At 58.4% G+C, this 21,677-nt stretch carries 24 protein-coding genes; 14 read left to right on the forward strand and 10 right to left on the reverse strand.

Translation table 11 applies throughout. The features are described from left to right. Window positions 1-169: 169 nt before the first annotated feature. Window positions 170-538: an HNH endonuclease signature motif containing protein gene (locus QCE79_RS13940; protein WP_309844874.1), complete on the reverse strand. Its 369-nt coding sequence runs from the start codon at window positions 536-538 to the stop codon at window positions 170-172. Window positions 539-676: 138 nt separating this feature from the next. On the opposite strand from QCE79_RS13940, the gene QCE79_RS13945 reads away from it, so the two are divergent. From QCE79_RS13945 to QCE79_RS13955, 3 genes are all read left to right on the forward strand, one after another. After that, window positions 677-1,507, forward strand: coding sequence for a hypothetical protein (locus tag QCE79_RS13945; RefSeq protein ID WP_309844877.1), 831 nt, complete (start codon window positions 677-679; stop codon window positions 1,505-1,507). Between the two features lie 860 nt (window positions 1,508-2,367). Continuing rightward, window positions 2,368-3,033, forward strand: coding sequence for a hypothetical protein (locus QCE79_RS13950; RefSeq protein WP_309844878.1), 666 nt, complete (start codon window positions 2,368-2,370; stop codon window positions 3,031-3,033). A gap of 31 nt (window positions 3,034-3,064) precedes the next feature. Then, window positions 3,065-3,403, forward strand: coding sequence for a hypothetical protein (locus QCE79_RS13955; RefSeq protein ID WP_309844879.1), 339 nt, complete (start codon window positions 3,065-3,067; stop codon window positions 3,401-3,403). Window positions 3,404-3,937: 534 nt separating this feature from the next. On the opposite strand, the gene QCE79_RS13960 is transcribed toward QCE79_RS13955, so the two are convergent. The 8 genes from QCE79_RS13960 to QCE79_RS13995 all read right to left on the reverse strand — a co-directional run bounded on the left by QCE79_RS13960 (window position 3,938) and on the right by QCE79_RS13995 (window position 9,972). Then, window positions 3,938-6,355, reverse strand: a complete 2,418-nt coding sequence (locus tag QCE79_RS13960; protein WP_309844880.1) for an AAA family ATPase — start codon at window positions 6,353-6,355, stop codon at window positions 3,938-3,940. Next, window positions 6,352-6,582 (reverse strand): transcriptional coactivator p15/PC4 family protein, encoded by a 231-nt coding sequence (locus QCE79_RS13965; RefSeq protein ID WP_309844881.1) that lies wholly within the window; start codon window positions 6,580-6,582, stop codon window positions 6,352-6,354. Before QCE79_RS13965 ends, QCE79_RS13960 begins: the two co-directional genes overlap by 4 nt. Further along, complete coding sequence (locus QCE79_RS13970; protein WP_309844882.1) at window positions 6,579-6,809, reverse strand: hypothetical protein; 231 nt, start codon at window positions 6,807-6,809, stop codon at window positions 6,579-6,581. Before QCE79_RS13970 ends, QCE79_RS13965 begins: the two co-directional genes overlap by 4 nt. Continuing rightward, window positions 6,802-7,230: a hypothetical protein gene (locus tag QCE79_RS13975; protein ID WP_309844883.1), complete on the reverse strand. Its 429-nt coding sequence runs from the start codon at window positions 7,228-7,230 to the stop codon at window positions 6,802-6,804. Before QCE79_RS13975 ends, QCE79_RS13970 begins: the two co-directional genes overlap by 8 nt. Next, window positions 7,223-7,810 carry a hypothetical protein gene (locus tag QCE79_RS13980; RefSeq protein WP_309844885.1) on the reverse strand — a complete coding sequence of 196 codons (588 nt, stop codon included), beginning with the start codon at window positions 7,808-7,810 and terminating at the stop codon, window positions 7,223-7,225. Before QCE79_RS13980 ends, QCE79_RS13975 begins: the two co-directional genes overlap by 8 nt. Continuing rightward, window positions 7,807-8,010 carry a hypothetical protein gene (locus QCE79_RS13985; RefSeq protein ID WP_309844888.1) on the reverse strand — a complete coding sequence of 68 codons (204 nt, stop codon included), beginning with the start codon at window positions 8,008-8,010 and terminating at the stop codon, window positions 7,807-7,809. Before QCE79_RS13985 ends, QCE79_RS13980 begins: the two co-directional genes overlap by 4 nt. A 119-nt stretch (window positions 8,011-8,129) precedes the next feature. After that, window positions 8,130-8,690, reverse strand: a complete 561-nt coding sequence (locus QCE79_RS13990) for a hypothetical protein (protein ID WP_309844890.1) — start codon at window positions 8,688-8,690, stop codon at window positions 8,130-8,132. After that, the gene (locus QCE79_RS13995) at window positions 8,653-9,972 is read right to left on the reverse strand and encodes a tyrosine-type recombinase/integrase (RefSeq protein ID WP_309844892.1); all 1,320 of its coding nucleotides are present in this window, start codon (window positions 9,970-9,972) and stop codon (window positions 8,653-8,655) included. Before QCE79_RS13995 ends, QCE79_RS13990 begins: the two co-directional genes overlap by 38 nt. Window positions 9,973-10,394: 422 nt before the next feature. Between QCE79_RS13995 and QCE79_RS14000 the strand changes: the two genes are divergently transcribed. From QCE79_RS14000 to QCE79_RS14050, 11 genes are read left to right on the forward strand one after another with little or no spacing between them, the layout of a single operon-like run. Further along, window positions 10,395-11,057, forward strand: coding sequence for an acetyltransferase (locus QCE79_RS14000; RefSeq protein WP_309844895.1), 663 nt, complete (start codon window positions 10,395-10,397; stop codon window positions 11,055-11,057). A gap of 14 nt (window positions 11,058-11,071) precedes the next feature. Next, window positions 11,072-11,311, forward strand: a complete 240-nt coding sequence (locus QCE79_RS14005; protein ID WP_309844897.1) for an acyl carrier protein — start codon at window positions 11,072-11,074, stop codon at window positions 11,309-11,311. Then, the gene (locus QCE79_RS14010; RefSeq protein ID WP_309844899.1) at window positions 11,308-12,762 is read left to right on the forward strand and encodes an AMP-binding protein; all 1,455 of its coding nucleotides are present in this window, start codon (window positions 11,308-11,310) and stop codon (window positions 12,760-12,762) included. The genes QCE79_RS14005 and QCE79_RS14010 overlap by 4 nt, the downstream gene beginning before the upstream one ends. Continuing rightward, entirely contained in the window at window positions 12,741-13,841 is a 1,101-nt protein-coding gene (locus QCE79_RS14015) for an acyl-protein synthetase (RefSeq protein ID WP_250509659.1), read from the forward strand. The genes QCE79_RS14010 and QCE79_RS14015 overlap by 22 nt, the downstream gene beginning before the upstream one ends. After that, a complete protein-coding gene (locus QCE79_RS14020; RefSeq protein ID WP_309844902.1) occupies window positions 13,822-15,054 on the forward strand; it encodes an acyl-CoA reductase in 1,233 nt (410 codons plus the stop codon). Before QCE79_RS14015 ends, QCE79_RS14020 begins: the two co-directional genes overlap by 20 nt. A 24-nt stretch (window positions 15,055-15,078) precedes the next feature. Next, window positions 15,079-15,570, forward strand: coding sequence for a 3-hydroxyacyl-ACP dehydratase FabZ (fabZ, locus tag QCE79_RS14025; RefSeq protein ID WP_250509661.1), 492 nt, complete (start codon window positions 15,079-15,081; stop codon window positions 15,568-15,570). 2 nt (window positions 15,571-15,572) lie between these two features. Continuing rightward, window positions 15,573-17,243, forward strand: a complete 1,671-nt coding sequence (locus tag QCE79_RS14030; RefSeq protein WP_309844906.1) for a GMC family oxidoreductase — start codon at window positions 15,573-15,575, stop codon at window positions 17,241-17,243. Continuing rightward, complete coding sequence (locus tag QCE79_RS14035) at window positions 17,240-17,653, forward strand: hypothetical protein (RefSeq protein WP_309844909.1); 414 nt, start codon at window positions 17,240-17,242, stop codon at window positions 17,651-17,653. Before QCE79_RS14030 ends, QCE79_RS14035 begins: the two co-directional genes overlap by 4 nt. Window positions 17,654-17,678: 25 nt before the next feature. Further along, on the forward strand, window positions 17,679-18,425 hold the full coding sequence (locus QCE79_RS14040; RefSeq protein WP_309844911.1) for an SDR family oxidoreductase: 747 nt from the start codon (window positions 17,679-17,681) through the stop codon (window positions 18,423-18,425). A 12-nt stretch (window positions 18,426-18,437) separates the two neighbouring features. After that, window positions 18,438-19,307 carry a transketolase gene (locus tag QCE79_RS14045; protein ID WP_309844914.1) on the forward strand — a complete coding sequence of 290 codons (870 nt, stop codon included), beginning with the start codon at window positions 18,438-18,440 and terminating at the stop codon, window positions 19,305-19,307. Between the two features lie 9 nt (window positions 19,308-19,316). Beyond that, on the forward strand, window positions 19,317-20,297 hold the full coding sequence (locus QCE79_RS14050) for a transketolase C-terminal domain-containing protein (protein WP_309844917.1): 981 nt from the start codon (window positions 19,317-19,319) through the stop codon (window positions 20,295-20,297). Window positions 20,298-20,448: 151 nt separating this feature from the next. Here QCE79_RS14050 and QCE79_RS14055 read toward each other — a convergent pair whose 3' ends face one another. Beyond that, complete coding sequence (locus tag QCE79_RS14055) at window positions 20,449-21,603, reverse strand: DegT/DnrJ/EryC1/StrS family aminotransferase (protein WP_309844919.1); 1,155 nt, start codon at window positions 21,601-21,603, stop codon at window positions 20,449-20,451. Between the last annotated feature and the right edge of the window lie 74 nt (window positions 21,604-21,677).

Consider the following 21,677-nt stretch of genomic DNA (forward strand, 5'->3'; position numbering starts at 1 on the left):
GGCACCGTTGGCGCGATTGCCAGCGATGCGGCGGATTTCCTTCCCCGTTGAGCCATTTTTTACTTTTTTTGTCCACGTTTATGGTCGCGAAGGGGAACGCTCGGTGTCCGCCCCCAGCACTGCCAGAAATCGACCTACCCCCGCCACCCGTTATTCGTCCAATGACCCGTCACGACCACTCTCCATCGACCGGCAGTCCGTCCGCGCCGAACGCCTTGCGAGCCCAATACCCGAACTGCTCGCGTGTCACTGCCTCGTGACAGACTGCGCATAACCCGCGCAGGTTCGATTCATCGTCCGTGCCGCCATGAGCCAACGGGATGATGTGGTCAACGATCACCGATTCCCTAACCCTGTCTGCCGATGCACAGCGCACACAGATCGGGTCACGCTTTAGGATGCGAGCGCGGACGCGAAGCCATCTCCTGCCTCGTGTGCGCTGTGGAAATCTGTGACACGGGTATGACAATCGCCGCCTGATATATCTAAAAAAGCAATAAAAAACATTATATATCAAAAAACATAAATCAATGTACACAGAAAATCGTAAAAATCGCTTAAATATTCTAATTTACCGAGTTTTACGCAAATTAAATCCACTATAAAACTCCGTGCTTAGGCATGTAAACTTTGCCACATTACTCGTCTGATGTTTAATGCGTCTGTCTCGAGGGCAGTGCCAGCCGCAAATCTGACCCTGTTCTATGGAGAAAACTTTCCATTGGGAGTTGCAATGAGATTAAATCAAGCGATTAAAGTCCTTTACATCGTTGCGATATTGGTTACTTCAGCCGCACAAGCTGAAGTTCCCGCCTATAAAACGAAGCTTATTGACGGAGTACTGGTTGGGTACCTTCCAAAAACTGTTCTGAAAAAAATCCCTATGGAGCGTGTTGCCGACGGTTCATTTAAGATTAAGCCGCACTCGCGGCCGCCGGAACTCAACGAGTTGCATCGGCGGTATTGCGCCAACCTTGGCGCTGAAGACATGACCGATGAGGCCGACGTGTTCGTGTCATTGAAAGACAGTGATGCAGTGCTCTGCACGACGGGCGCTAGTCCGGATGCAAATCTGTCAGGGAGGCCAGCCGCAGTCAAAAGCATAAGTACACCGGACGATATCATCGGTTATCCGATTGGCACCGCAATGCAAATAAATCAAGTGCCGGAAGCTGATTTGAATCGTCGGCCGTCGGCCAATTTGGAGCAGGTGCTGATAAACCTAAGAGCGCCGTCTGGGATAACGCCGATGAACCGGAATTACACGGCATCCGGAATTGCGGAATATACCAATATGCCGAAGAGTGGGCAGACGACTTCTATTCTCACCATTGAGGAGGAATCGCCACTTGTTGTTAGGGCAATTCACGTGTCAGGCCCCAACTATTCTAAAGACACGCTAACCGGCGTCGTTCTCGCCACTCGCCCAGTAGCTATATCTAGCGTTACAGGCTGCTACACCGATCAATGTGCGCAGAAAGCGCATGGGTCGTTTAGACATTTCTGATGCGAGTTATCAGTGCGGTCGCACACAAGGCGGCCGATGACATGCAGACATTTACAGAGGTCGTAAGAACGCGTCCTTGAGCCTCGCTCTTCGAAGCGTCTGGCTAGTCAGCAGCGTCTTAAAATGCTCTTCACGACCACTTGCCTTTCAATGTTATGAAATAGCAATGATTAGTACAACCTACGAGCGCCGATGTAGTGTCGAATGGCACGCGGAAACCAGAAGGATTTTGATCATCCTGGAAGACTACATATTCACTGGTTCGTTTGCCGAGTTTCCTAGGATCCAGAGTTACAGGCTTGAAAATTTACCGCTGCGACTCTTAAATAGCGAAGGAATGACAGCTTTACTTTGCTCAAATAGTCTGAATTTCGATCTCGGAGTGACAATTAGGGACTATTTGTCAATTACGTTTCATGAGCGTTTAAATGGAAGAGTAGTTGCAGTGATAAATAGTCATGTTCGCGTCAAAGGTGTAGCGCGTGTCAAAGCTCGCGGAATATGGAGAACGGTATGAGACGATAAGACGTCCAATTATTACAGCTGCTGATTGGCTTTCAGCGGATGGTCGGCCGTCGTCTTGCAAGGCGGATGACATACAGGAATGTGGCAATCGAGCAATGACGCGGGTTTGCGCGATCCACTTCGCCACTTTTTCGCCGCCGCGTGAGCGCAAGTGCCGGCCGAGCTCGGCTGCCGTGCAGATATTTTGCGAAAGGACTTAACGGACGAGACCGTCAGCGGCGATTTCCAACAAATGTGAGGCACTAAGCAATGGTTACAGCAAACAAATGACCTATTCGGATTAGGAGAGAGCGATGGTCGAAGTGAGATTTAGTCTACTGCAGCGAGGAGTCTACGTGTACGTCGTCAGTACTGTTTCTATTGATGACGCATTCGCCAACGGGTTAAGAATTAGTCCGCCTCATTTTCAACCCAGCTTATCGGCATATTTGACTGGCGCGCCTGACAGTGGATTTATAGAAGCTCTCAAAACGTATGGCGAGGCAGTTATGCTGGCGCGGGCCCTCGCTAGAGAAAATAACGCAACGTTCTTTGTATATCAGGTCAACGGCACTACGGATTTTCGTAGCCTGGGCGCGTCAATAGCACAGCACTTGACGGACCACCGTGAACGATTTTTGTCGAACGGGACTTATCAAGGCTATGCGAACGACCTTTATATCTTGGGGGCACTAGAGGGAATTTATAGACGTTACATCACGTCAAGATATGTTCAATCAGAGGACATAGTTTCAGGAACCGAGATTTCTCCTGACAGTGATGTTAGCTGGTCGAACACCCGATGGCGTGCCCGAGGCTCAGGACCATCTTCCAGTGGAATAGCTTTTGATCCGCCCGACGAAGTGTCTATCCTCTTTTATGTCAATTTGCCGCTACGTTTCACACAATTTCCGCCTACCTTTTATTGTGCAAATATTTTGCATGGTCAGTACGGGTACTTATCAGAAGTGCTCTGCGGAAATACCGGCGCAACTCAGATTTTGTTGTGTTTAGATCTTTGATTTTTATCCTATTTGCGAAAAGGAGATATTTTTGAACGCGAATCACCACGAAGACTTGCGCGGGTTTTTAGGTTGCGACTATATACTCACCGGCCGGATTGTCGCCCTTTTTGCTGAGCAGCGTAACACATCTGATCATCCCAATTCGTCAACCGAGGTTTTCATGTTGGCTATCGAAGACCCAACAAGCGATCGGAACCTCAAAATGCATACCTGTTTCGACACAAACATGTTTCGCCTGGCGACTATGGCTATGAGGCTTGGAGAGCAAGTTACCGCCTATTGCACGATAACGTCGGCGGATTTTGCGAACCATGTGAAAGCATTGGGAATTTATTACAAAACGCCGAAATGGTGGAACGAACCCTAATCGGAGCAATTGGAAAAGGCGAACTGGCACGATTCTTTTTTACGACTCAGGATCTTGAGAAATTCGTTTCTTCCGTGCTTGGGGCTCAGTCGTCTTCCGACGAATAGGGCCGTTTTGGCCGCCCCCAATCCGTACTGAATAGATGGGGGCGAAAGGCCTTGAAGCGGAACAGCGTCACGGTCGCGGGGTCTCCGACCCTGGAGTGTCTAACAGACCGAACGCACTTATAGCTGTGCCTCGTGCAGTAGTCATTCCTCACTCCTTACATGTCGAAGTCCAGCGCGTGCGATAGACGTCATCGTCAGAAAGCCAACGCGATAGAGGTAGGCTCGCGCTTCGTAAATTCGTTGAGCATGCGAAGCAGAATGAGCTTCTCCATACCGTTTTCGATTCCCGACTCGTCAGTTCCCGGCTCTCGGTAGAAAGATCCGATACGCCGCTTCAAGCGCCGCCGTCTGGACTAACTCATCTTCGAACGCATCCTTACAGCGACAGCAAGCTCCGATCTATTCCGAAAGGTTGAACATCTGTTCGCTATTCATGCCCTATCCTGTCATTCGATACAAACTTCGATTTAAGTGAAGCCGCCTCAACGAGGGCAATTCTTCGCCATCCCTCGAAAGCGTCATCGCGTTTCTCCATGCTGATGGTCAACTCCGCAATCGTTCTGGCGCTGCGGACTTGATTGCGGAGTTGAATCCCTTGCTGCGTATGGGTTTGCGGGCAAGTCCGCAAGACCGCAAAGGTTTGAGGGAGTGCGGACTTGGCTTGATCTTGGCCTTGTTTTTCAGGTAACTCCGCAATTACTGAAAGTGACTGCGGAGTTGCGGACTTGCCCGCAATCCCTTGCTGAGTAACGATCCCAACTCCGCAAGCGCTTTTGCGGACTTGAATTTCTTGCGCACTTGAATAGCGCACCGATTGCGGAGTTGAATTCCCGTATTTAACCGCGTAATGGTCCCAAATCCAGCCCCAAGCATTACCCTGCTTTACGGCTCGAATCTTGTTTCCTGCGCAAACTTCTGCTGCCTTTGCTGCTTCAATCCGTCGCCAGCTGATCCCTTCCGCCTGCGCCGCAGCTTTCATTTCTTTGGTGCTCATGAAAGGTGTAAGCCATTCGTAGAGCATGCAGCGGGCGCGCTCAAACTTCGATTCCCGCTCTTCTTGCGGCTCACCCTCGGGGTCATCGGCCTCGAGTTCACGCAAGATTTCCTTGGCCGATCCGTCGATGGGCTCACCCCAGACAATCCGGCTCGACGCCAACCCTTCGGACGAGTCCAGATTCTCGACCGCATACTCGAAGCCGCCCCTGTCACCCGCAATGTTGCATTTCGACTTGGCAAAGATGCGCCGTCCCGAAGACTCATCCCTGCCAGCAATCATGATCGTCCGGGCTGTCGCGCCGAATGCCTGCGAGCCAAGAATTCGCTCAATCGGTGCCGAGCCTTTTGAGCCTTTGCTGAAGTGTGTGATGCCGAGAACTGCACACTTGTGGGTTGCTCCCAGATCAACCAGAGGCTGCAACGATTTGCGCACGTCACCGGACTTGTGCGAATCGCCGCTCACCACGCTGATAACCGGATCGACGACAAGTAGGCTCGCGCCGCCGATTGAGTCGATACGCGCGGACAGAATGGGAACATCGCGGCTCGGATCGAAGGGTTGTATCTCACCATCCGCATTGGTCACGGACTGAACGAAAAACACGCGCTGCCGATTTGCGCCCGCAGCCATAAGACGTGGCACCAGCGTATCTGCGAGCCCATCCTCTCCGGTCCAGATCAGCACGTTGCCGGGCTCCTTGCATTGCGTGCCGTCTGGCCATTGCCCGCCGTTCGAAATCGCAGCAGACAGCGAAATGCCGATCGTCGTCTTGCCACACCCCGGTTGTCCCGCCAGAATCGACAGCTTTCCGGCTGCAAGCCACTCCGGCCAGAGCCAGTGAATCGGCTCAGGAACCACGTCCGCCGCACAACAGAGGTTCACCGTGGGCGTCGAGCGCTTCGCGACACTTCTCGTCATACGGAGCTCTCTTGCGCCCGCTATACGCGATTTGACCGCCTCATTGCCCTCATGCTGTGCGAGATCATTGAAGTCTGAGGCGCCCGTTGGTCGGTTTTCACCAAAGTCGGGGACGGCCAACAAACCATTCACCGACTTCGCCGCATCGGTGGCGGCCGTGATGCCTGGGTTGCCCGCCGTTTCAACGTCGTCATCGGCTGCGATTACGATCTTGCATCCAGTCGGCAAATTAGCCTCTACTGCCAGTGCTACGGGCTTGAGGTTGCCGGAGTCAAATGCAACGGCAACCGGCAAGCCGGTCGCCTCGAACAGGCTCGCCGCCGTAGCGAAACCCTCGGCAATGATGATGCGATCCGCAGGCTTCGGCCCGAAAGAGTAGTAGCAACCTTTTTTCGCGCCGCCAGTTAAGAACCGCTTCGTGCCGTCGGCATGGATGAACTGCACGCTCACGATCTGGCCGCTTGAGTCACGAAGAGGCACGATCAACGTGCGCTTGTCCTTAAACTCTTTCAGGCCGTATGGCTTGATACCCTTAGCAACGCAGTAGGGGTTGTCGTCGGTGGCCTCGCGCGTCTTCGCCCAAATGCGCTTGGCCTTCGCTGCGGCTTCCGCCCTACGGGCTTTCGCCTCTTGCTCGACGGCTGCGCGGATCTGCTGCTGTTCGCGCTTCCACTGCTTGCGCTCCTCCACCGTTAAAGTCGATTCGGCTCTCCCAAACCAATTCTCTTTGTACCCAGTCTTCCAATCGCCGAATGCCCCCAAACCGAAGCGGCTGCTGTGCAGCACATACCAAGCGCTCTTTTTGCCCCGCTTATCTTCGGGGCCAGCAAAACGATGAATCGTGCTATCCGCGACGATTTCAGGGGCGCTGAAGCCAGCGCCTGTCAGCGCGTCTGCAAAGACAGCCTCCACATTCACGAGATCGCTCATGCAACCTCCCGCGCGGCCAGCGACAGCCCTTGAATGACCTGCCCCAGCAATTCCGGGCGAAGCATAATGCCCTGACGAGTCGGCACGAACTCACCCGCCATATCGACAACCACCAGACGAACATCGATGTACTGACGGCCCTTGTACCAGCGATGCGAGATACGAACGCGTTGCGTCGCGTTCTTCTGAACCTCCATCACCATCTTGTCTTGATCGACCGTACTCATACGTCCTCCTTCGAACCGCCTACGTTCTTATCGCGCGCTTCATCTCCCCCACACGCCAGGTCAGATAGCTTGTTGGCAACCTCTTGTGCCTGATCGATCAACAGGTGCACGACGCCTCGCACGGGAACAATGCATCCCGCTTGATCTTCTGGAAGTGCGGCCGAAAGGGTTTGCAGGACATCGTGAATCTGCCATGCCTTGGCGGCGAGATCGTAACGATTAGCCATGGTTCGCCTCCTGTGAGGAGTACTCATCGAAACAGCTACGACTAGAACGTGCGACTTTGAGACGGTCGGTCAACCGTCGCTGCAAGTAGCAATTGGAGTCCGCCGCTATTTCAGCGATACGAGCGATCAATTCGATCTCGGCCGCAACGTGGAAGAGCAGAACAGGTTCATCTTTGCCTTGCAGTGCTTCGGTACGAAGGTGCTTGTTCTCCGACCGACTATCAGCGCTGACCAACATACCAATGCCCGCAGTGAGTGTAGACAGCGAATCAGCCATGTCAGCGACTGTGCCGGTGAAGCCCGCGAGGTATTCCAATTCACTGTCCGACGCATGGGCCGTATCGAAGCGCTCGAAGAAGAAGTCGATCAAGCCCGCCGCCGTCGTGTGCCGCAGAACAATCGCTTCTGTGATCTTAGTCATGACGCACCTCCGGACGGGCGATGTCCACCAGCTGACGAAGCGCATTTCCGGTGATGTCGAGTGCATCCAGGTCGGAAGCGGCCAACGTGGCTTCACGCAATGCACGCTGGGCGCACTGAAGGATGTCGATGTAGACGAGGGGGATGGTTTGCTCAGAACGAGCGGGGAGAGCGAGTCGCATGGTGCGGCCTCCTTTTGCAGGTTCAACGAACCCGGCCCCCAACTGCAATTGGGGTGGCCAGGCACAAGGCAGGGTTGCAGTACCGGTGCAAAAGGAAACCGGCGAGCGCGAGCGCTCCCCCACCAAGGCCCGGCCATTGAAGGCGAACGCATGGCAGCGGACGAAAAAATACCGCCGGTCGGCGGTTGTCCGCCTTTTGCTGATCGAGACTGCAATCCCGAGCGAGAGGTGTCTCCTCCCGCGTTTCACAGGATAGACGACTGATTCCGACTTCGTCAAGCCAGTGATTTTCGTACGCGACTGATGGTGCCGACGGCCACGCTTCTCTAAGATGACAGCGCTGTATCCTCCAAAAACGCTTTTTGCTGGCCTTCGGGCCAGCATTTTTTCGGTCGTCATTGCCGCTGGCCCTCCAAGTCTGAAGTCTGCTTAGCCAGCATTAGCGCTTCCCACTCCTCGGCGCTCTTGCGCGTGATGACAACGCGCCGCCCTAGTCGCAATTCTTTTGGGCCGTTTCCCTGCGCTTTCAGCGTGTAGTAATAGACGCGGCTGAAGTGATATGCCGCGCAGAACTGCGGGATTGTGTAACTTGCTTCCATATTTCCTCGCTTCGTTAATACTAGGTTGCTCAAATGAACAACCGTGAAGCGAGTCTAGAGAGCGCCGATACTCCTGTAATTCTCGATCTCTTTTCTTATTTTTAGAGCAGAAATATATTCTAAGTCTCGTCGTCGATTTTTAGAAATTTCTTGGGAATGCCTATCCCCTGTTCAATACCGTTTTTCATGGCGTAATAGTCTCCCCGAACCGCTTCGTACGATAGGTTATGACGTGCGCTTTCGGCCTGCAGCAAATGACTTACCTTGGCCTTAGGATTCTGCTTCAGCGCATTTCTGACAGACGTCCAGACGTCGAAAGCGCGCTTCCCACAGCGAGTAAAATTCCCGTATGGATCTGGCTGTGCCCACGGCAGAGGGAATGCGCGTTCCCATTGCTCCCCGTCGAGAACTTTAAAAATCTGTCGCGCGATATAGCTCATGACCCACGGCGGCACTTTGCTTGGATTGCCGCCATTTCTGAAAAAATCGCGGCAGAACAATTCGAGGATCCGCATTACCCACTCGTTTTTCTCATCGCCATGCAACTCGCCGTCAGACGCGCGATCGAAATAATCATCGTAGTCAAACGTGTTGATTTCATTGAGCAAATCATCGGTTCTAGCATCGGTGCATTTTTGGCTTTCACGCCTTTCGAATCTGAGAACCTTGTTGTCTGTCATGTTTGTTTTCTGAAGAAGACTGTGGGTGTCGATCCAGCTTGGCGACGGCCGCCGACAAGTGTTCAGGTGCCAGGTGGGCATAGCGCAGGGTCATGGTCAAGTCGGCATGTCCGAGAAGTTCGCGGACTGTGTTCAAATCGACGCCCGCCATCACTAACCGCGACGCGAAGTGATGCCGCATATCGTGCCATCGAAAATTTGTGATTTCAGCATTTAAAAGAAGCTTCGACCATGCGGTTTTCACATCGGTGCGCACGCCGCCAGTTGCGCCTGCGAAAACGATACTGTGCTTGGTTTGTTGCTTTCTCCACGAGATCAGCACAGCGAGCGCCTCTTCATTGAGTGGAATGTGGCGCTGCTTTCCCGATTTCGATGACGCATCCACGACGGTCAGCAACGCGCGATCTAGATTTACGTCGCGCCAGTCCAGCTTAAGCAATTCGCCTTGCCGCAGGCCTGTATTAAGAGACAGCAGCACCGCAGGCTTCAGATAATCGACAAACTCAAGCTCGCGAAGGTTTTGCATGAGACCGTAGCCGCGTGCGGTTCGCCAAGCGTTAGCGCTCTCGCGTTCCGCGCGCTCGCGCTCTTCACGAGCAGCGAGCGCAGCACGCAGACGCGCTTCCTCGTCGTCTGACAGCCATCGAACCTTGCCGCTCGGCGCTTGCAATGCCTTCACCGTGCGCATTGGATGCTCGGCAAGCACGCCCCACTCGACGGCTCGAGAAAACAGCCCACGAAGCGCGGACAGGTCGCGATTGACGGTGGACGCACCGACGCCCGCTTTCATCCGGGCCGCACGCCATTTTTCGATGATCCAAGCGGTAAAGTCGCTCAGCGGGCGGTCCTGATGGTCAGAAAACGACCGTCGGAGGCGGGCGACAGTCGCAGCGCTAGCGCGCGTGTTTGCCATCAGCCAATCGGCGTAACGATCATTGATGAACGCGGCCAAGGTCGGCGTGCCGATGATCTTCTCCGCTTCGACTTTTCTGCGACGGCGGTCGAGTACGTCCGCCGTCGTGTCGCCAGACTTATCCACGTCGCGAAGGGCTTTCTTCGCCAGTTCGCGTGCCTCGCCTGGATTCAGGTCCGGCCAGTAGCCAAGGACGCGCCGCCCACGAGAGCCATCGGGCTTAGTCCAACGAATTGTGTAACTGACTCGGCCGCTCGGTGTGACCTTCACAACGAAAGCGCGAACATCGGCGTCCACGAATTCTTGGTACTTCCCGTTCGGACAAATAGCGCGCAAAAAATCACGATCGATTTTGAATCTCTGACCCATGCCCTAGTCCCTGCCAATAGGGCAGAAGTATAACGTAGGGCCGATTTAGGGCCGATCGCGCAGCGAACAAGCATATACGTGCCTGAACACCAATTATCTAAGCCGTTGATTTTTATGAATTCCCAAAACCGCCGTGAACCTCCAAAAACATGGTTTTTATCTCTCCGAAGGCAGGGGTTGCTGGTTCGATCCCAGCCGGGCGCACCAATAGCGTCGTAATTGTTGCGCGCCTGCAAGCCCAGCAGGAACCCGCGCGACCTGCGCGCCGACCTCTCGCTTTCCCTCAAAACCCGAATAAGCACCCTTTTCGGCGTTTCTTCAGTCGTTCGAATTTCCGGCGCCACGCCGATACTCTCGTCATGGAAAAATCGCGCGCACCCCAACACATTGCGGACTGCGCGCCACGCACGGCAAACATTCACGTGACACGCAAACTCTTCATTTACGGCGCAGGCGGCTTCGGCAGAGAAGTGATGGACGTCGCCCGCCGCCAGAACGCGTCCACCGGGCAGTGGTCCGAGATCGCGTTCGTCGACGATATCTGCGAAGCGCGCACGAGGCATGGCGCCCCGGTGCTGCGCTTCGACGATTCATCTTTGCACGCGCAATTCGACTCGGCCGAATTCGTGATAGCGGTCGGCGAGCCGGCGGGCCGCGAAGTCCTGGCGCGCAAGCTCCGCGACGCGGGTACGCAGTCGGGCATTGTCGTGGACACGAGCACCATCGTCGCGGACAGCGCGCGACTCGGAGCAGGGGTCGTCATCACGCCGTTCTGCTCGATTTCGAGCGACGCGCGACTCGGCGCGCACGCAAGCATCAATACGATGGCTATCGTCGGCCATGACGTCGAAATCGGCGACTACACAGTCGTCTCCTCAATGGTCAATCTTGGCGGCGCGTGCACGGTTGGCCAGGCAAGCTACATCGGCATGGGCGCACTCGTGAAGGAAGGCGCGCGCATTGGCTCAAATTCGATCATCGGCATGGGGTCTGTCGTCTACGGCGACATTCCCGACAACGTGATCGCGCTCGGTAATCCCGCGCGCGTCGCGCGCCCCAACACCGACCGCAAGGTCTTCAAGTGAAACCGGTAACGAACATGACTAACAGGGATACTTACGACAAGGTATTTATGGACTGCTTCGCGGTCCCTCACGACGCGCTCAACGCGGAGTTCGTGTATCAGTGCGTGCCTGATTGGGATTCGGTCGGCCACATGGGCATGATCGCCGCGCTCGAGGACGCGTTCGACATCATGATGGAAACCGAGGACATCATCGAATTCGGCTCGTACACCATCGGCGTCGAAAAGCTGAAGAAGTACGGCATCGAGGTATGAACGTGCCCCTGGTCAGCCGGCAATATTCGCAACGCACTGCCCTGATTGCCGAGGACGGTCGCATGCTCACTTACGAGGCCTTGCATGCTTCCATCGGACAGTTGGCAGCGGATCTGCCCGCGCGCCAGCTCGTTTTTATCGTCGGCGAGAATGATCTGCCGACCGTGCTGTGCTATCTCGCCGCACTCGAACGCGGCGCCGTGCCGCTTCTCTTGAGCCGCTCGATTCATGCAAGTACGCTTGGCGCACTGTACGACGCTTACCGTCCGGCACAGGTACTCATCGCGCGCAACGCCGCATGGGCTCCCCCAGGCGCGACGCTCGTGCGCGAGATGGAGGATTACGGCCTGTACGACACAAAGGCGAAAACCGACGGCTCGACACCAGCGTTGCATGCCGACCTCGCGATGCTACTTGCTACCTCGGGTTCGACCGGCTCGCCCAAACTCGTACGGCTCACCGCCACGAATCTGGTCGCGAACGCGACGTCTATCGTCGAGTATCTCGGACTCACGCCCGACGAGCGCGCGATAACGTCGCTGCCACTTAACTACTCTTACGGCTTGTCGGTTCTTAACAGCCATCTGCGCGCGGGCGCATCGGTCGTGCTGACGAATCGCTCGCTGATGGACGCCGCATTCTGGCGCACCCTCAACGCATACGGGGCGACGAGCCTCGCGGGCGTGCCGTATAGCTATGACATGCTGCTGCGCCTTCGCCTCGCGCGCATCGACATGCCGTCGGTGCGCACGCTGACGCAGGCTGGCGGGCGCATGCGTCCGGAGAAGTTGCGCGATGTCGCGCAGATCTGCGAGAAGCGCGGGATCCGTTTCTTTGCGATGTACGGTCAAACCGAAGCCACGGCACGTATCGCTTATCTCACGCCGGCCGACGCGGCATTGAAGCCCGCCAGCATTGGCCAAGCGATTCCAGGCGGCCGCCTCTCGCTCGAACGCGCAGATGGCAGCGTAATAGAAACTGCAGGCGAAACAGGCGAACTCATCTATGCAGGCGCGAACGTGTCGATGGGATACGCCGAGTGCGCGGCCGACTTCGCTCTGCCGGATGTCAACCGAGGCACGCTCCGCACGGGTGACCTCGCCCATTTCGATGAGGACGGCGCGTTCTTCATTGAAGGGCGGCTGCATCGCTTCCTGAAGGTGTTTGGCATTCGCGTTTCGCTGGATGCCGTCGAACAACTCGCCGCCGAACTCGGCTTCGAATGCGCAGCGAACGGCACCGATGAGCACCTCGTCATTCATGCCGTCGCGCCAGACTCGCATTCCGATTCCGAGGCCGCACCTTCCGTCGCGTGGGCGCAGTCGCTGCGCTCGGAACTGGCACAGCGTATCGGCGTCCATGCGTCGGCAATCGTCGTCAAGCCCCTCGCGGCGCTGCCGCGGCTGCCGGCTGGAAAGGTGGATCACGCATGTCTGGCGAGCCTGTCGTGAGCGACGTCCTGCAGTGGCCCGTGTACGGCATGCCGCAGTCGGAGAAGGATGCCCTGCTCGGCGCCGAATTGCGCCGCCTCACCGCGCTGCACTATGAAGCGTGCCCGCCGTATCGCGCGATGCTCGACAAGCTCGCTTCCGTGCGGACTGCGCACGGCGAGTCCACTCCCAACGCGCTTGACGACCTGCCGTTTCTGCCCGTGCGCCTTTTCAAGCACGAGCAACTGGTGAGCGTGCCGCACGCGGAAGTCGTGAAGACGATGACATCGTCCGGCACGAGCGGGCAGAACGTATCGCAGATATTTCTCGATCGGAAAACGTCGATGCTTCAGGTAAAGGTGCTGTCGCGCATCGTCGGCGATCTGATCGGACCGAAGCGCCTTCCAATGCTCGTGATCGACTGCCGTGCGACCATCGCGAATCGCTACCGTTTTTCAGCGCGCACCGCTGGCATTCAAGGTTTTTCGATGTTCGGCCGCGACGTCGAATTCGCTCTCGACGATGACATGTCGCTGAATCTCGAGCGCGTGCGCGCATGGCTCGACAAGCACGCCGACGAAGACATCCTCGTCTTCGGCTTCACGTTCGTCGTCTGGCTGCATCTGGTACGCGCGCTGGAAGACGCGGGCGAGACCCTTCCGCTCGAGCGCGGTGTGCTGGTGCACGGCGGCGGCTGGAAGCAGTTGCAGTCGCAAGCCGTGGATGGCGCCACGTTCCGTCGGCGCGTCGGCGCAATCACGAACTTGGCACGAGTCCACAGCTACTACGGCATGGTCGAGCAGACCGGATCGATCTTCGTCGAATGCGAGCATGGCCATCTGCACGCGTCTGCATGGTCGGATATCCGCGTACGCGATCCAATTGACTTCCGCCCTTTGCAACGCGGCGGGCGTGGCCTGATCCAGCTCTTGTCAACGCTGCCGCACAGCTATCCGGGACATTCGCTTTTGAGCGAGGACGAAGGCGAGATCGTGGGGATCGACGACTGTCCGTGCGGACGCAAAGGCACTTACTTTGCGGTACACGGGCGCATTCAGCATGCTGAAGCACGAGGTTGCAGTGATACCTATACCCGCTGATATCCTAAGCCGCATGACGGTGATCGTCGGCCAAGCGCACGCGGTGTCGAACGCTCCGACGCCGGTCTTTCATGCACCCCGCATGGACTTCCTTGCAGATCTCTCGCGGACGCTGCTCACGCATCCGCGCGCCCGCGCGATGCCGGATGTCGTCAGCTTCGCTTACTGGTGCCGCCGCGCGAATCTCACGCAACTTGCCACGGCGCGACGCAACGCCGATCAGAGCTTTGAGGGCGCAGTCCGTCTGGGCCTCGGGCTCTCGTTCCATATCTGCCCGTCGAACGTGCCGGTGAATTTTGCCTTCTCGCTGGCGTTCGGGCTGCTCGCGGGCAACGTCTGCGTGTTGCGCCTGCCGTCGAAAGAGACGGAGATCGCGCGGCTGCTCATCGACGCGATTTCGGCATGCCTCGCCCAAGAAAAGCACGCTCCGCTCGCTTCCGCAATGCTTCTGGTGCGCTACGACCACGACGACGCGATCAACGGCTTCTGGATGGCGCAGGCGGATGCCCGTATCGTCTGGGGCGGCGACGCGACGGTCGCGCATATGCGCACGCTGCCGGGCCGTCCGCGCGCCCGCGAAGTCGCGTTTTCGGATCGCTACTCGCTTTGCGCGGTCGAACCGCGCGCTGTTCTCGAACTCGATCACGGGGGCCTGCTCGACCTGTGCGCGCGACTCTACAACGACCTGTATCTGATGGACCAGGCAGCGTGCTCGTCGCCGCAGTTGATCGCTTGGATCGGCGCGACCAACGAAGCCGCCGCGGCACAGTCGCGTCTTTGGCCCGCACTCGCCGAGCATGCGCGCACGCGCTACTCACCGCGCCCGGTGCAGGTCATGGACAAGTTCGTCGACGCGTGCCGCCACGCGCTCGGCAACCCACGCGTCGCGGCCGTGGAGTGCCACGGCAACGTGCTATATCGCGTCGCGCTCACTGAACTCGCCGCCGATCAGGATACCTGCCGCGGTTACTTCGGCACGATCCACGAGGTGACGCTCGATGCCCTTGACAAGCTCGCGCCGATTATCAACGAGCGCTATCAGACGCTCACCTATTTCGGCCTGGAGCCGGCGCGACTGCGCGAATTCGTCACGGCTCAACGCCTGCGCGGCGTGGATCGCGTCGTCCCGGTCGGCCGTGCGCTAGACATGAACATCGTATGGGACGGCTACGACCTTGTGGCCAGCCTGTCGCGCGTGATCGACGTGCGCTAAGCCCGCATTAATTTCGAGGAACAGATGGACACCGCTTACGACCACCTACCGCACGGCTTTAGCCTGAACTGCATGGAGTTGCAGGCGTATCAACCAAACCGTTATCCCTACCTGATGATCGATCACGTCGATGAAGTCGTGCCCGGCAAGTCCGCACGCGGCTACAAGAATCTGACGATGAACGAGTGGTACTTCCCCGTGCATTTCCCCTCCGGCCCTAACATGCCCGGCGCGCTGCAACTCGAAGCGCTCGCGCAGATGCTTACCGTCGCGATCACGACGCTGCCGGGCCTCAAGGGCAAGGTGACGCACGCGCTGCAACACACGGTGCGCTATCGGAAGGAAGTTCTGCCGGGCAAGAAGTTCGAGATTGAAACAGAAGTGCTGTCGTGGCGGCGCGGAATCTGCAAAGGACGCGGAATTGCTCGCGTGGACGGAGACATCGCTTGCGAGGCAGACATGTTGATCGCGATTCCCGAGATCCTCGAGCAGTTCACTCCGAAGAAGCCGGCCTGACAATGAACGATATCGCGGACATCGTGATCATTGGCTCGGGTGCGAGCGGTGCAGCCGCAGCGTGGCGGCTGTCGCGCGAGCGCGGGCTGCGCATCGTCTGTCTCGAACAGGGTGGTGCCACGCGGCCTGCCGACTATCCGTCGACTCGCACGGATTGGGAACTCGCGCGCGCGGGCTCGTATAGCTCGAATCCGGCCATCCGCAACAACGTGGCCGACTATCCGATCGACGATTCCGCGTCGCCGATCGCGATTGCCAACTACAACGGCTTCGGCGGCAGCACAATCCTGTACTCGGCACATTTCCCGCGCTTTCATCCGTCCGATTTCCGCACGCGCAGCCTCGACGGCGTCGGCGATGACTGGCCGTTCGACTACGCCACGCTGCAGCCGTTCTTCACCGAAAACGAACGCATGATGGGCGTGGCGGGACTTGTCGGGGACCCGGCCAACCCCGACTACGAGACGCTGTTGCCGCCCGTTCCCCTCGGCGGCGCCGGTCGCGCGATGGGTGCGGCATTCAACCACCTCGGCTGGCACTGGTGGCCTTCGTATGCGGCGATCAACACGCATCGGCATGGCAACCGCGCCGCGTGTATCAACCTGGGCCCGTGCAACGCCGGCTGCGCGCAAGGCGCGAAAGCAAGTGTCGATGTCACATACTGGCCCGCCGCGCTCGCGCAGGGCGTTGAGGTGCGGATGCATTGCCGCGTGCGCGAAATTACGCTCGATGCGCGCGGACTCGCGAACGGTGTGGAATATGTCGACGAACAGAACCGCGAGCAGCGCATCGATGCGCGCGTGGTTGTACTCGCGGCAAGCGGAATCGGCACGCCGCGCTTGTTGCTAAACTCGAAGTCGAGCGCGTTTCCAGACGGACTCTTGAACGACAACGGCCTGGTCGGACGCAACCTCATGTTGCATCCGCTCGCTTACACCGAAGGCGTATTTGAGCAAGACTTGCAGTCCAGTTTCGGTCCGCACGGCGCGTGCATTCTGAGCCAGCAATTCTACGAAACGTCTCGCGAGCGCGACTTTGCGCGGGGCTATACCATGCAGGTGCTGCGCGGCGCACCTCCCGCCGAAACCGCCGTGTCCGGCCACTACATGCGGCAGCTGCCTCTGGGCCCTGGCCATCACGCGCGCTTTGCGAAGCTTTACAACCACACCGTGGGCATCGCCGCGATCGCCGAAGATCTGCCCGACGTCGAGAACCGAATCGAACTCGACTATGACCATCTTGATTCGAGCGGCATGCCGGGCGTGCAAGTTCATTACCGGCTTGGCGAGAACACGAAGCGCATGCTTACTCATGCCATCGATATGAGCAAGCAGGTATTTGCCGCGGCCGGCGCGAAGGTAATTTCATCGTTTGCACCGGTGCGCCACACTGGCTGGCACTTGATGGGCACCGCGCGAATGGGCGACGACCCGGCGACCTCGGTAGTCAACCGGAATGGTCAGGCGCACGCGGTGAGGAATCTGTTCGTCGTCGACAGCAGCGTGTTCGTCACATCTGGCGGCGTGAATCCGGTCGCGACCGCGCAGGCGATCACGCTCATGGCGACCGACTGGCTTGCGCGGAATCTCGATGCTGTTGCCGGAACGCCGTTGCATGCACGCGCGCCCGCAAAGCCGTGCGAGCCACAACCCGCATCCCTTATCACGTCATGATCGATCTCGTACTCGACACAATGCTGCCCGGCGATGCAGCCCTCGGCCTGCCGCCTGCCTCGCGAGTGGATTTTGAAGGCTATTTGCTGCGTCATCGTGCAACGGCGCAGTCCGACGCCTTTCTCGCCGTGCTCGTCCGAGTCGCGCGTGAACGTGTCGGCGCGCCGTTCGAAGCGCTCGACGCGACGCAGCGCCTAACCGCGATAAACGCCTGCAAGCTCGCCGACGTGCGCGCGTTCTCGGCGTTCGTCACGCACGCGCTGCGCGCCTACTACACGGATCGCACGGTGCTCGCCTGCATCGGCGCGGGCGCGGCGCCGCCGTTTCCCGAGGGAAATCCGCTAGGCGACGACGACTGGACGCTTCTCGAACCGGTCTATGAGCGCGGACCCATCTGGCGCGACATCTGAACCATTGGAAACATTAGGACAAGGCATGCTGTTAAAGGACAAAGTTGCGGTGGTGACGGGCGCGAACCGTGGCATCGGCGACGCGATCGTGCGCACGTTTGCCGCGCAAGGGGCGCGCGTCATCGCGTGCGTGCGCGACCCGCAGACGCCTGCGCATGCCGCTTGGCTTGCGTCGCTTGCCGACGATGGCCACGTAGAGGTGCAAAGCGTGCCCCTCGAACTTGCCGACGAAGCCTCGGTGAAAGCGGCCGTCAAGGCGATCATGGCGCTCACGCCGCGCGTCGACGTGCTCGTGAACAACGCCGGCACCGCGAGCGGCGGGCTGATGCAGATGACGACCATGGCCGAGTTGCGACGCGTTTTCGATGTGAACTTCTTTGGTCAGGTACTGCTGACCCAAGGCCTTTCGCGTTTGATGGCACGGCATAAGTCAGGCTCGATCATCAACCTGACATCGACGGCTGCGCTCATTGCCGATGCCGGGACGCTCGCGTACGGTACGAGCAAGGCGGCGTTCGCGCGCGCGACCGAAAGCATGGCCACAGAACTTGGCGCGTCGGGCATTCGCGTCAATGCCATCGCGCCCGGCCCGACCCGTACCGACATGTTTGAACAGATGACGCCGGCCGCGCGCGAGCGGATCGTCGAATCGTCAGCGCTCAAGCGAGCGGGCGAGTCGCAGGACGTCGCCAATGTCGCGTTGTTCCTCGCATCGGAGTTATCCGCGTTCGTGAGCGGCCAGATTCTGCGGGTGGACGGCGGCATCGTCTGAACAGGAAATCACATGAACCACTACCCCGAAATCGAAAACATGGCGCGCCTGATGCGCCGCAAGATGCTCGACATTAGCCACCAATGCAATCTCAGTACGCATCTGGGCGGTGGCCTGTCGATGGTCGAGATCATGGCGACGCTCTATGCACGCGTGCTGTGTTACGACGCTCGCGATCCGCGCTGGCCGGAGCGTGACCGCTTCATACTTAGCAAGGGACATGGCGTGCTCGGCTACTTTCCCGCGTTGCTCGCGGCGGGCTTGATCGACGAGGCCACCTTCGCGACGTTCCAGACCAACGGCAGCGACCTCATAGCGCACCCGGTGATGAACCTGAAACTCGGTATCGAATCGTCGAACGGCAGTCTCGGGCAAGGCTTGTCGATGTCGGTCGGCATCGCGCTCGCCGCGAAGAAGCGCGGCAAGTCGTTCGGCACTTTCGTGCTGCTCGGCGACGGCGAATGCAACGAAGGCTCGGTATGGGAAGCGTCGATGTCGGCGGCGCAGCTCGGTCTCGACAACCTCACCGCGGTCGTCGACTATAACCGGCTGCAAAGCGACGGCGACGCGCGTCAGATCATCGACTTCGGCGATCTCGCCGCACGCTGGCGCAGCTTTGGCTGGGACGTCATCGAAGTCGACGGCCACGACATCGCCCAGCTCGTCGCCGCGTTCGAGGCACCGCGCGTGCGAGCCAAGCCGCGCGTGCTGGTCGCAAACACAGTGAAGGGCAAGGGCATCTCGTTCATGGAGCATAACAACGAGTGGCATCACAATCGCCTCACGCGAGCGAGCTATGAACTGGCGCTTGCCGACCTGGAAGCGCGGGAAGCACCGCAATCGCAGACCATTTGCACGCCGGACTTTGGCGTGGCGGTTTAAGGGAGCATCATGCTGGAAATCAACGCAAGTAACGCGCGCCAGTGGTCGCGCCTCGGGTCGCGCGGGATGTTCGGTCAGGCCGTTCTCGCGCTCGGCGAGCGTTATCCCGATGTAATGGTGATGTCGGCGGATCTAGGTACTTCTTCCGGGCTCGATCGCTTTAAAAAGAGTTATCCGGACCGCTTTCTAAACGTCGGCATTGCGGAGCAGAACCTCGTCGGAATGGCGGCCGGACTCGCCAAGGAGGGCTATAACGTTTTTGCGACGTCGTTCGCACCGTTCATCTCGATGCGCGCCGCCGAACAGATCCGCATGAATCTCGGCTACATGGAGATGAACGTGAAGGCAGTGGCAATAGGCAGCGGCGTTTCCATGGGCCTGCTCGGCAACTCGCACTACGGCATCGAGGACGCCGCCGTGATGCGCGCGATTCCCAACATGACGGTCGTGTGTCCCGCCGATTGCGCGGAGATCGTCAAGACGGTGGAAGCCGCCGCGCAATTCACGGGGCCAATGTATATCCGCCTGACGGGCGCGGTGAACAATCCGCCCGTGTACACGAAAGACTACGAGTTCAGAATCGGCCGCGCGATCACGCTGCGCGAGGGCGCCGACGTGACGATCATCGCGAATGGATCGATGGTGCATGAGTCGCTTTTAGCGGCGAAGCTGCTCGAAGAACAGGGCATCGCGGCGGGCGTCATCAACATGCATACGATCAAACCACTCGATACGGGCGCCGTGGACACGGCCTGCGCACGCTCCGGGCTGATCGTGACCGTGGAGGAGCATTCCATCATCGGCGGCTTGGGTAGCGCGGTTGCGGAATACAAGGCGGCATTGCGTCGTGCCCCGCCGCAACTCATCATCGGTTTGCCGGACAGCTTCGACAAGGCGGGCGATTATCGCTGGCTGCTCGAAAAGCACGGGCTCGTCGCCGAAAAGATCGCGCAACGTATCCGCGCGTTCATGGACGCTGCCAACGACTGAGTAGGCTGTCGCGCTATCCAGTGAATGGAGGCGCGGCATCTCGTGATCATTCTGACTCGCGCAAGCGCTATGCGAAAAAAAACGCGGGCCGCTCAAGAACGGTCCGCGTTTGCTTTTTAGGGAAGGCTTCATATTCGAACAAGCGCGACACTTACCCCGCGTTCGCCTCGATAAGCGCGACGATACGCGCCTGCTGTTCGTCCGTGAGCGTCGGGAAGATCGGCAGGCACATGACCTTGCTGGCGGCATCGGCCGCGACAGGCAGGTTGGCGCGCGGCGCCGATGACAGACCACGGTACATCGGAAAATCGGAAATCAGCGGGAAGAAATAGCGGCGCACCATGATGTCCTGCGCGCGGAACGCTTCAAACAATTCATCGCGGGAAAGCGGATATTCGTTCTCCACGAGAATCGGAAAGTACGAGTTGTTCGATTCCTGATCGACGCACACGGGCAACAAACGGATGCCGCGCACGCGTTCGAGCCGCTCGGCGTACCGTGATGCGACCGCGCGCCGCCGTGCGAGCGCATCGTCGATATGCTGGAGCTGCAGCATGCCGAACGCCGAATTGACCTCGCTCATCTTGCCGTTGATGCCAGGCGCCACGACCGTGGTTTCGTCGACGAAACCGAAGTTCTTCAGCCGGTCGATGCGCAGCTTGGTCTTCGCATCAGGGCTGATGACCGCGCCGCCTTCGAAGGTGTTAAAGACCTTGGTCGCATGGAAGCTGAGCACGGACAGGTCGCCCGCACGCAGAATGCTGCCCGCTTCAGTGCGTACGCCGAACGCGTGCGCGGCATCGTAGATGACTTTAAGGTTGTACATGTCGGCGATGCGCTGGATCGCTTCGACATCGCACGGATGGCCATAGCAATGTACGGGCAGGATGGCCGTGGTTTCCTTCGTGATGGCCGCTTCGATTTTCGCGGGATCGAGATTCAGCGTGACCGGATCGACATCCACGAAAACAGGCTTGATGCCGTTCCACAGCAACGAGTGCGCAGTCGCGACGAACGAATAAGGCGTCGTGATCACTTCACCGGTGATGCGCAGCGCCTGCAGCGCGGTAACGAGCGCGAGCGTGCCGTTGCTGAAGAGCGAGAGATGCGGCACATCGAGGTACTTGCAAAGCGCCTGTTCGAGTTGCTGATGGAACGGGCCACCGTTTGTCAGCACCTTGCTTTCCCAGATCTGCTCCAGATACGGCAGAAACTGCTCCAGAGGCGGCAGATGCGGCTGGGTGACGTAGATGCGTTCATGCTGCTGCAGGGCGAGGATGGCTTCGTGGGGCAGGCTGGCATTCATGATGGCGCTCGTAAATTCGTGGTCTCGTGGTCTTGTGTCGGATGCGCGCCTGTCCAGTTGGCCGGCGTCTCGAA

This window comes from Caballeronia sp. LZ003, assembly GCF_031451465.1.
Classification (GTDB): Bacteria; Pseudomonadota; Gammaproteobacteria; order Burkholderiales; family Burkholderiaceae; genus Caballeronia.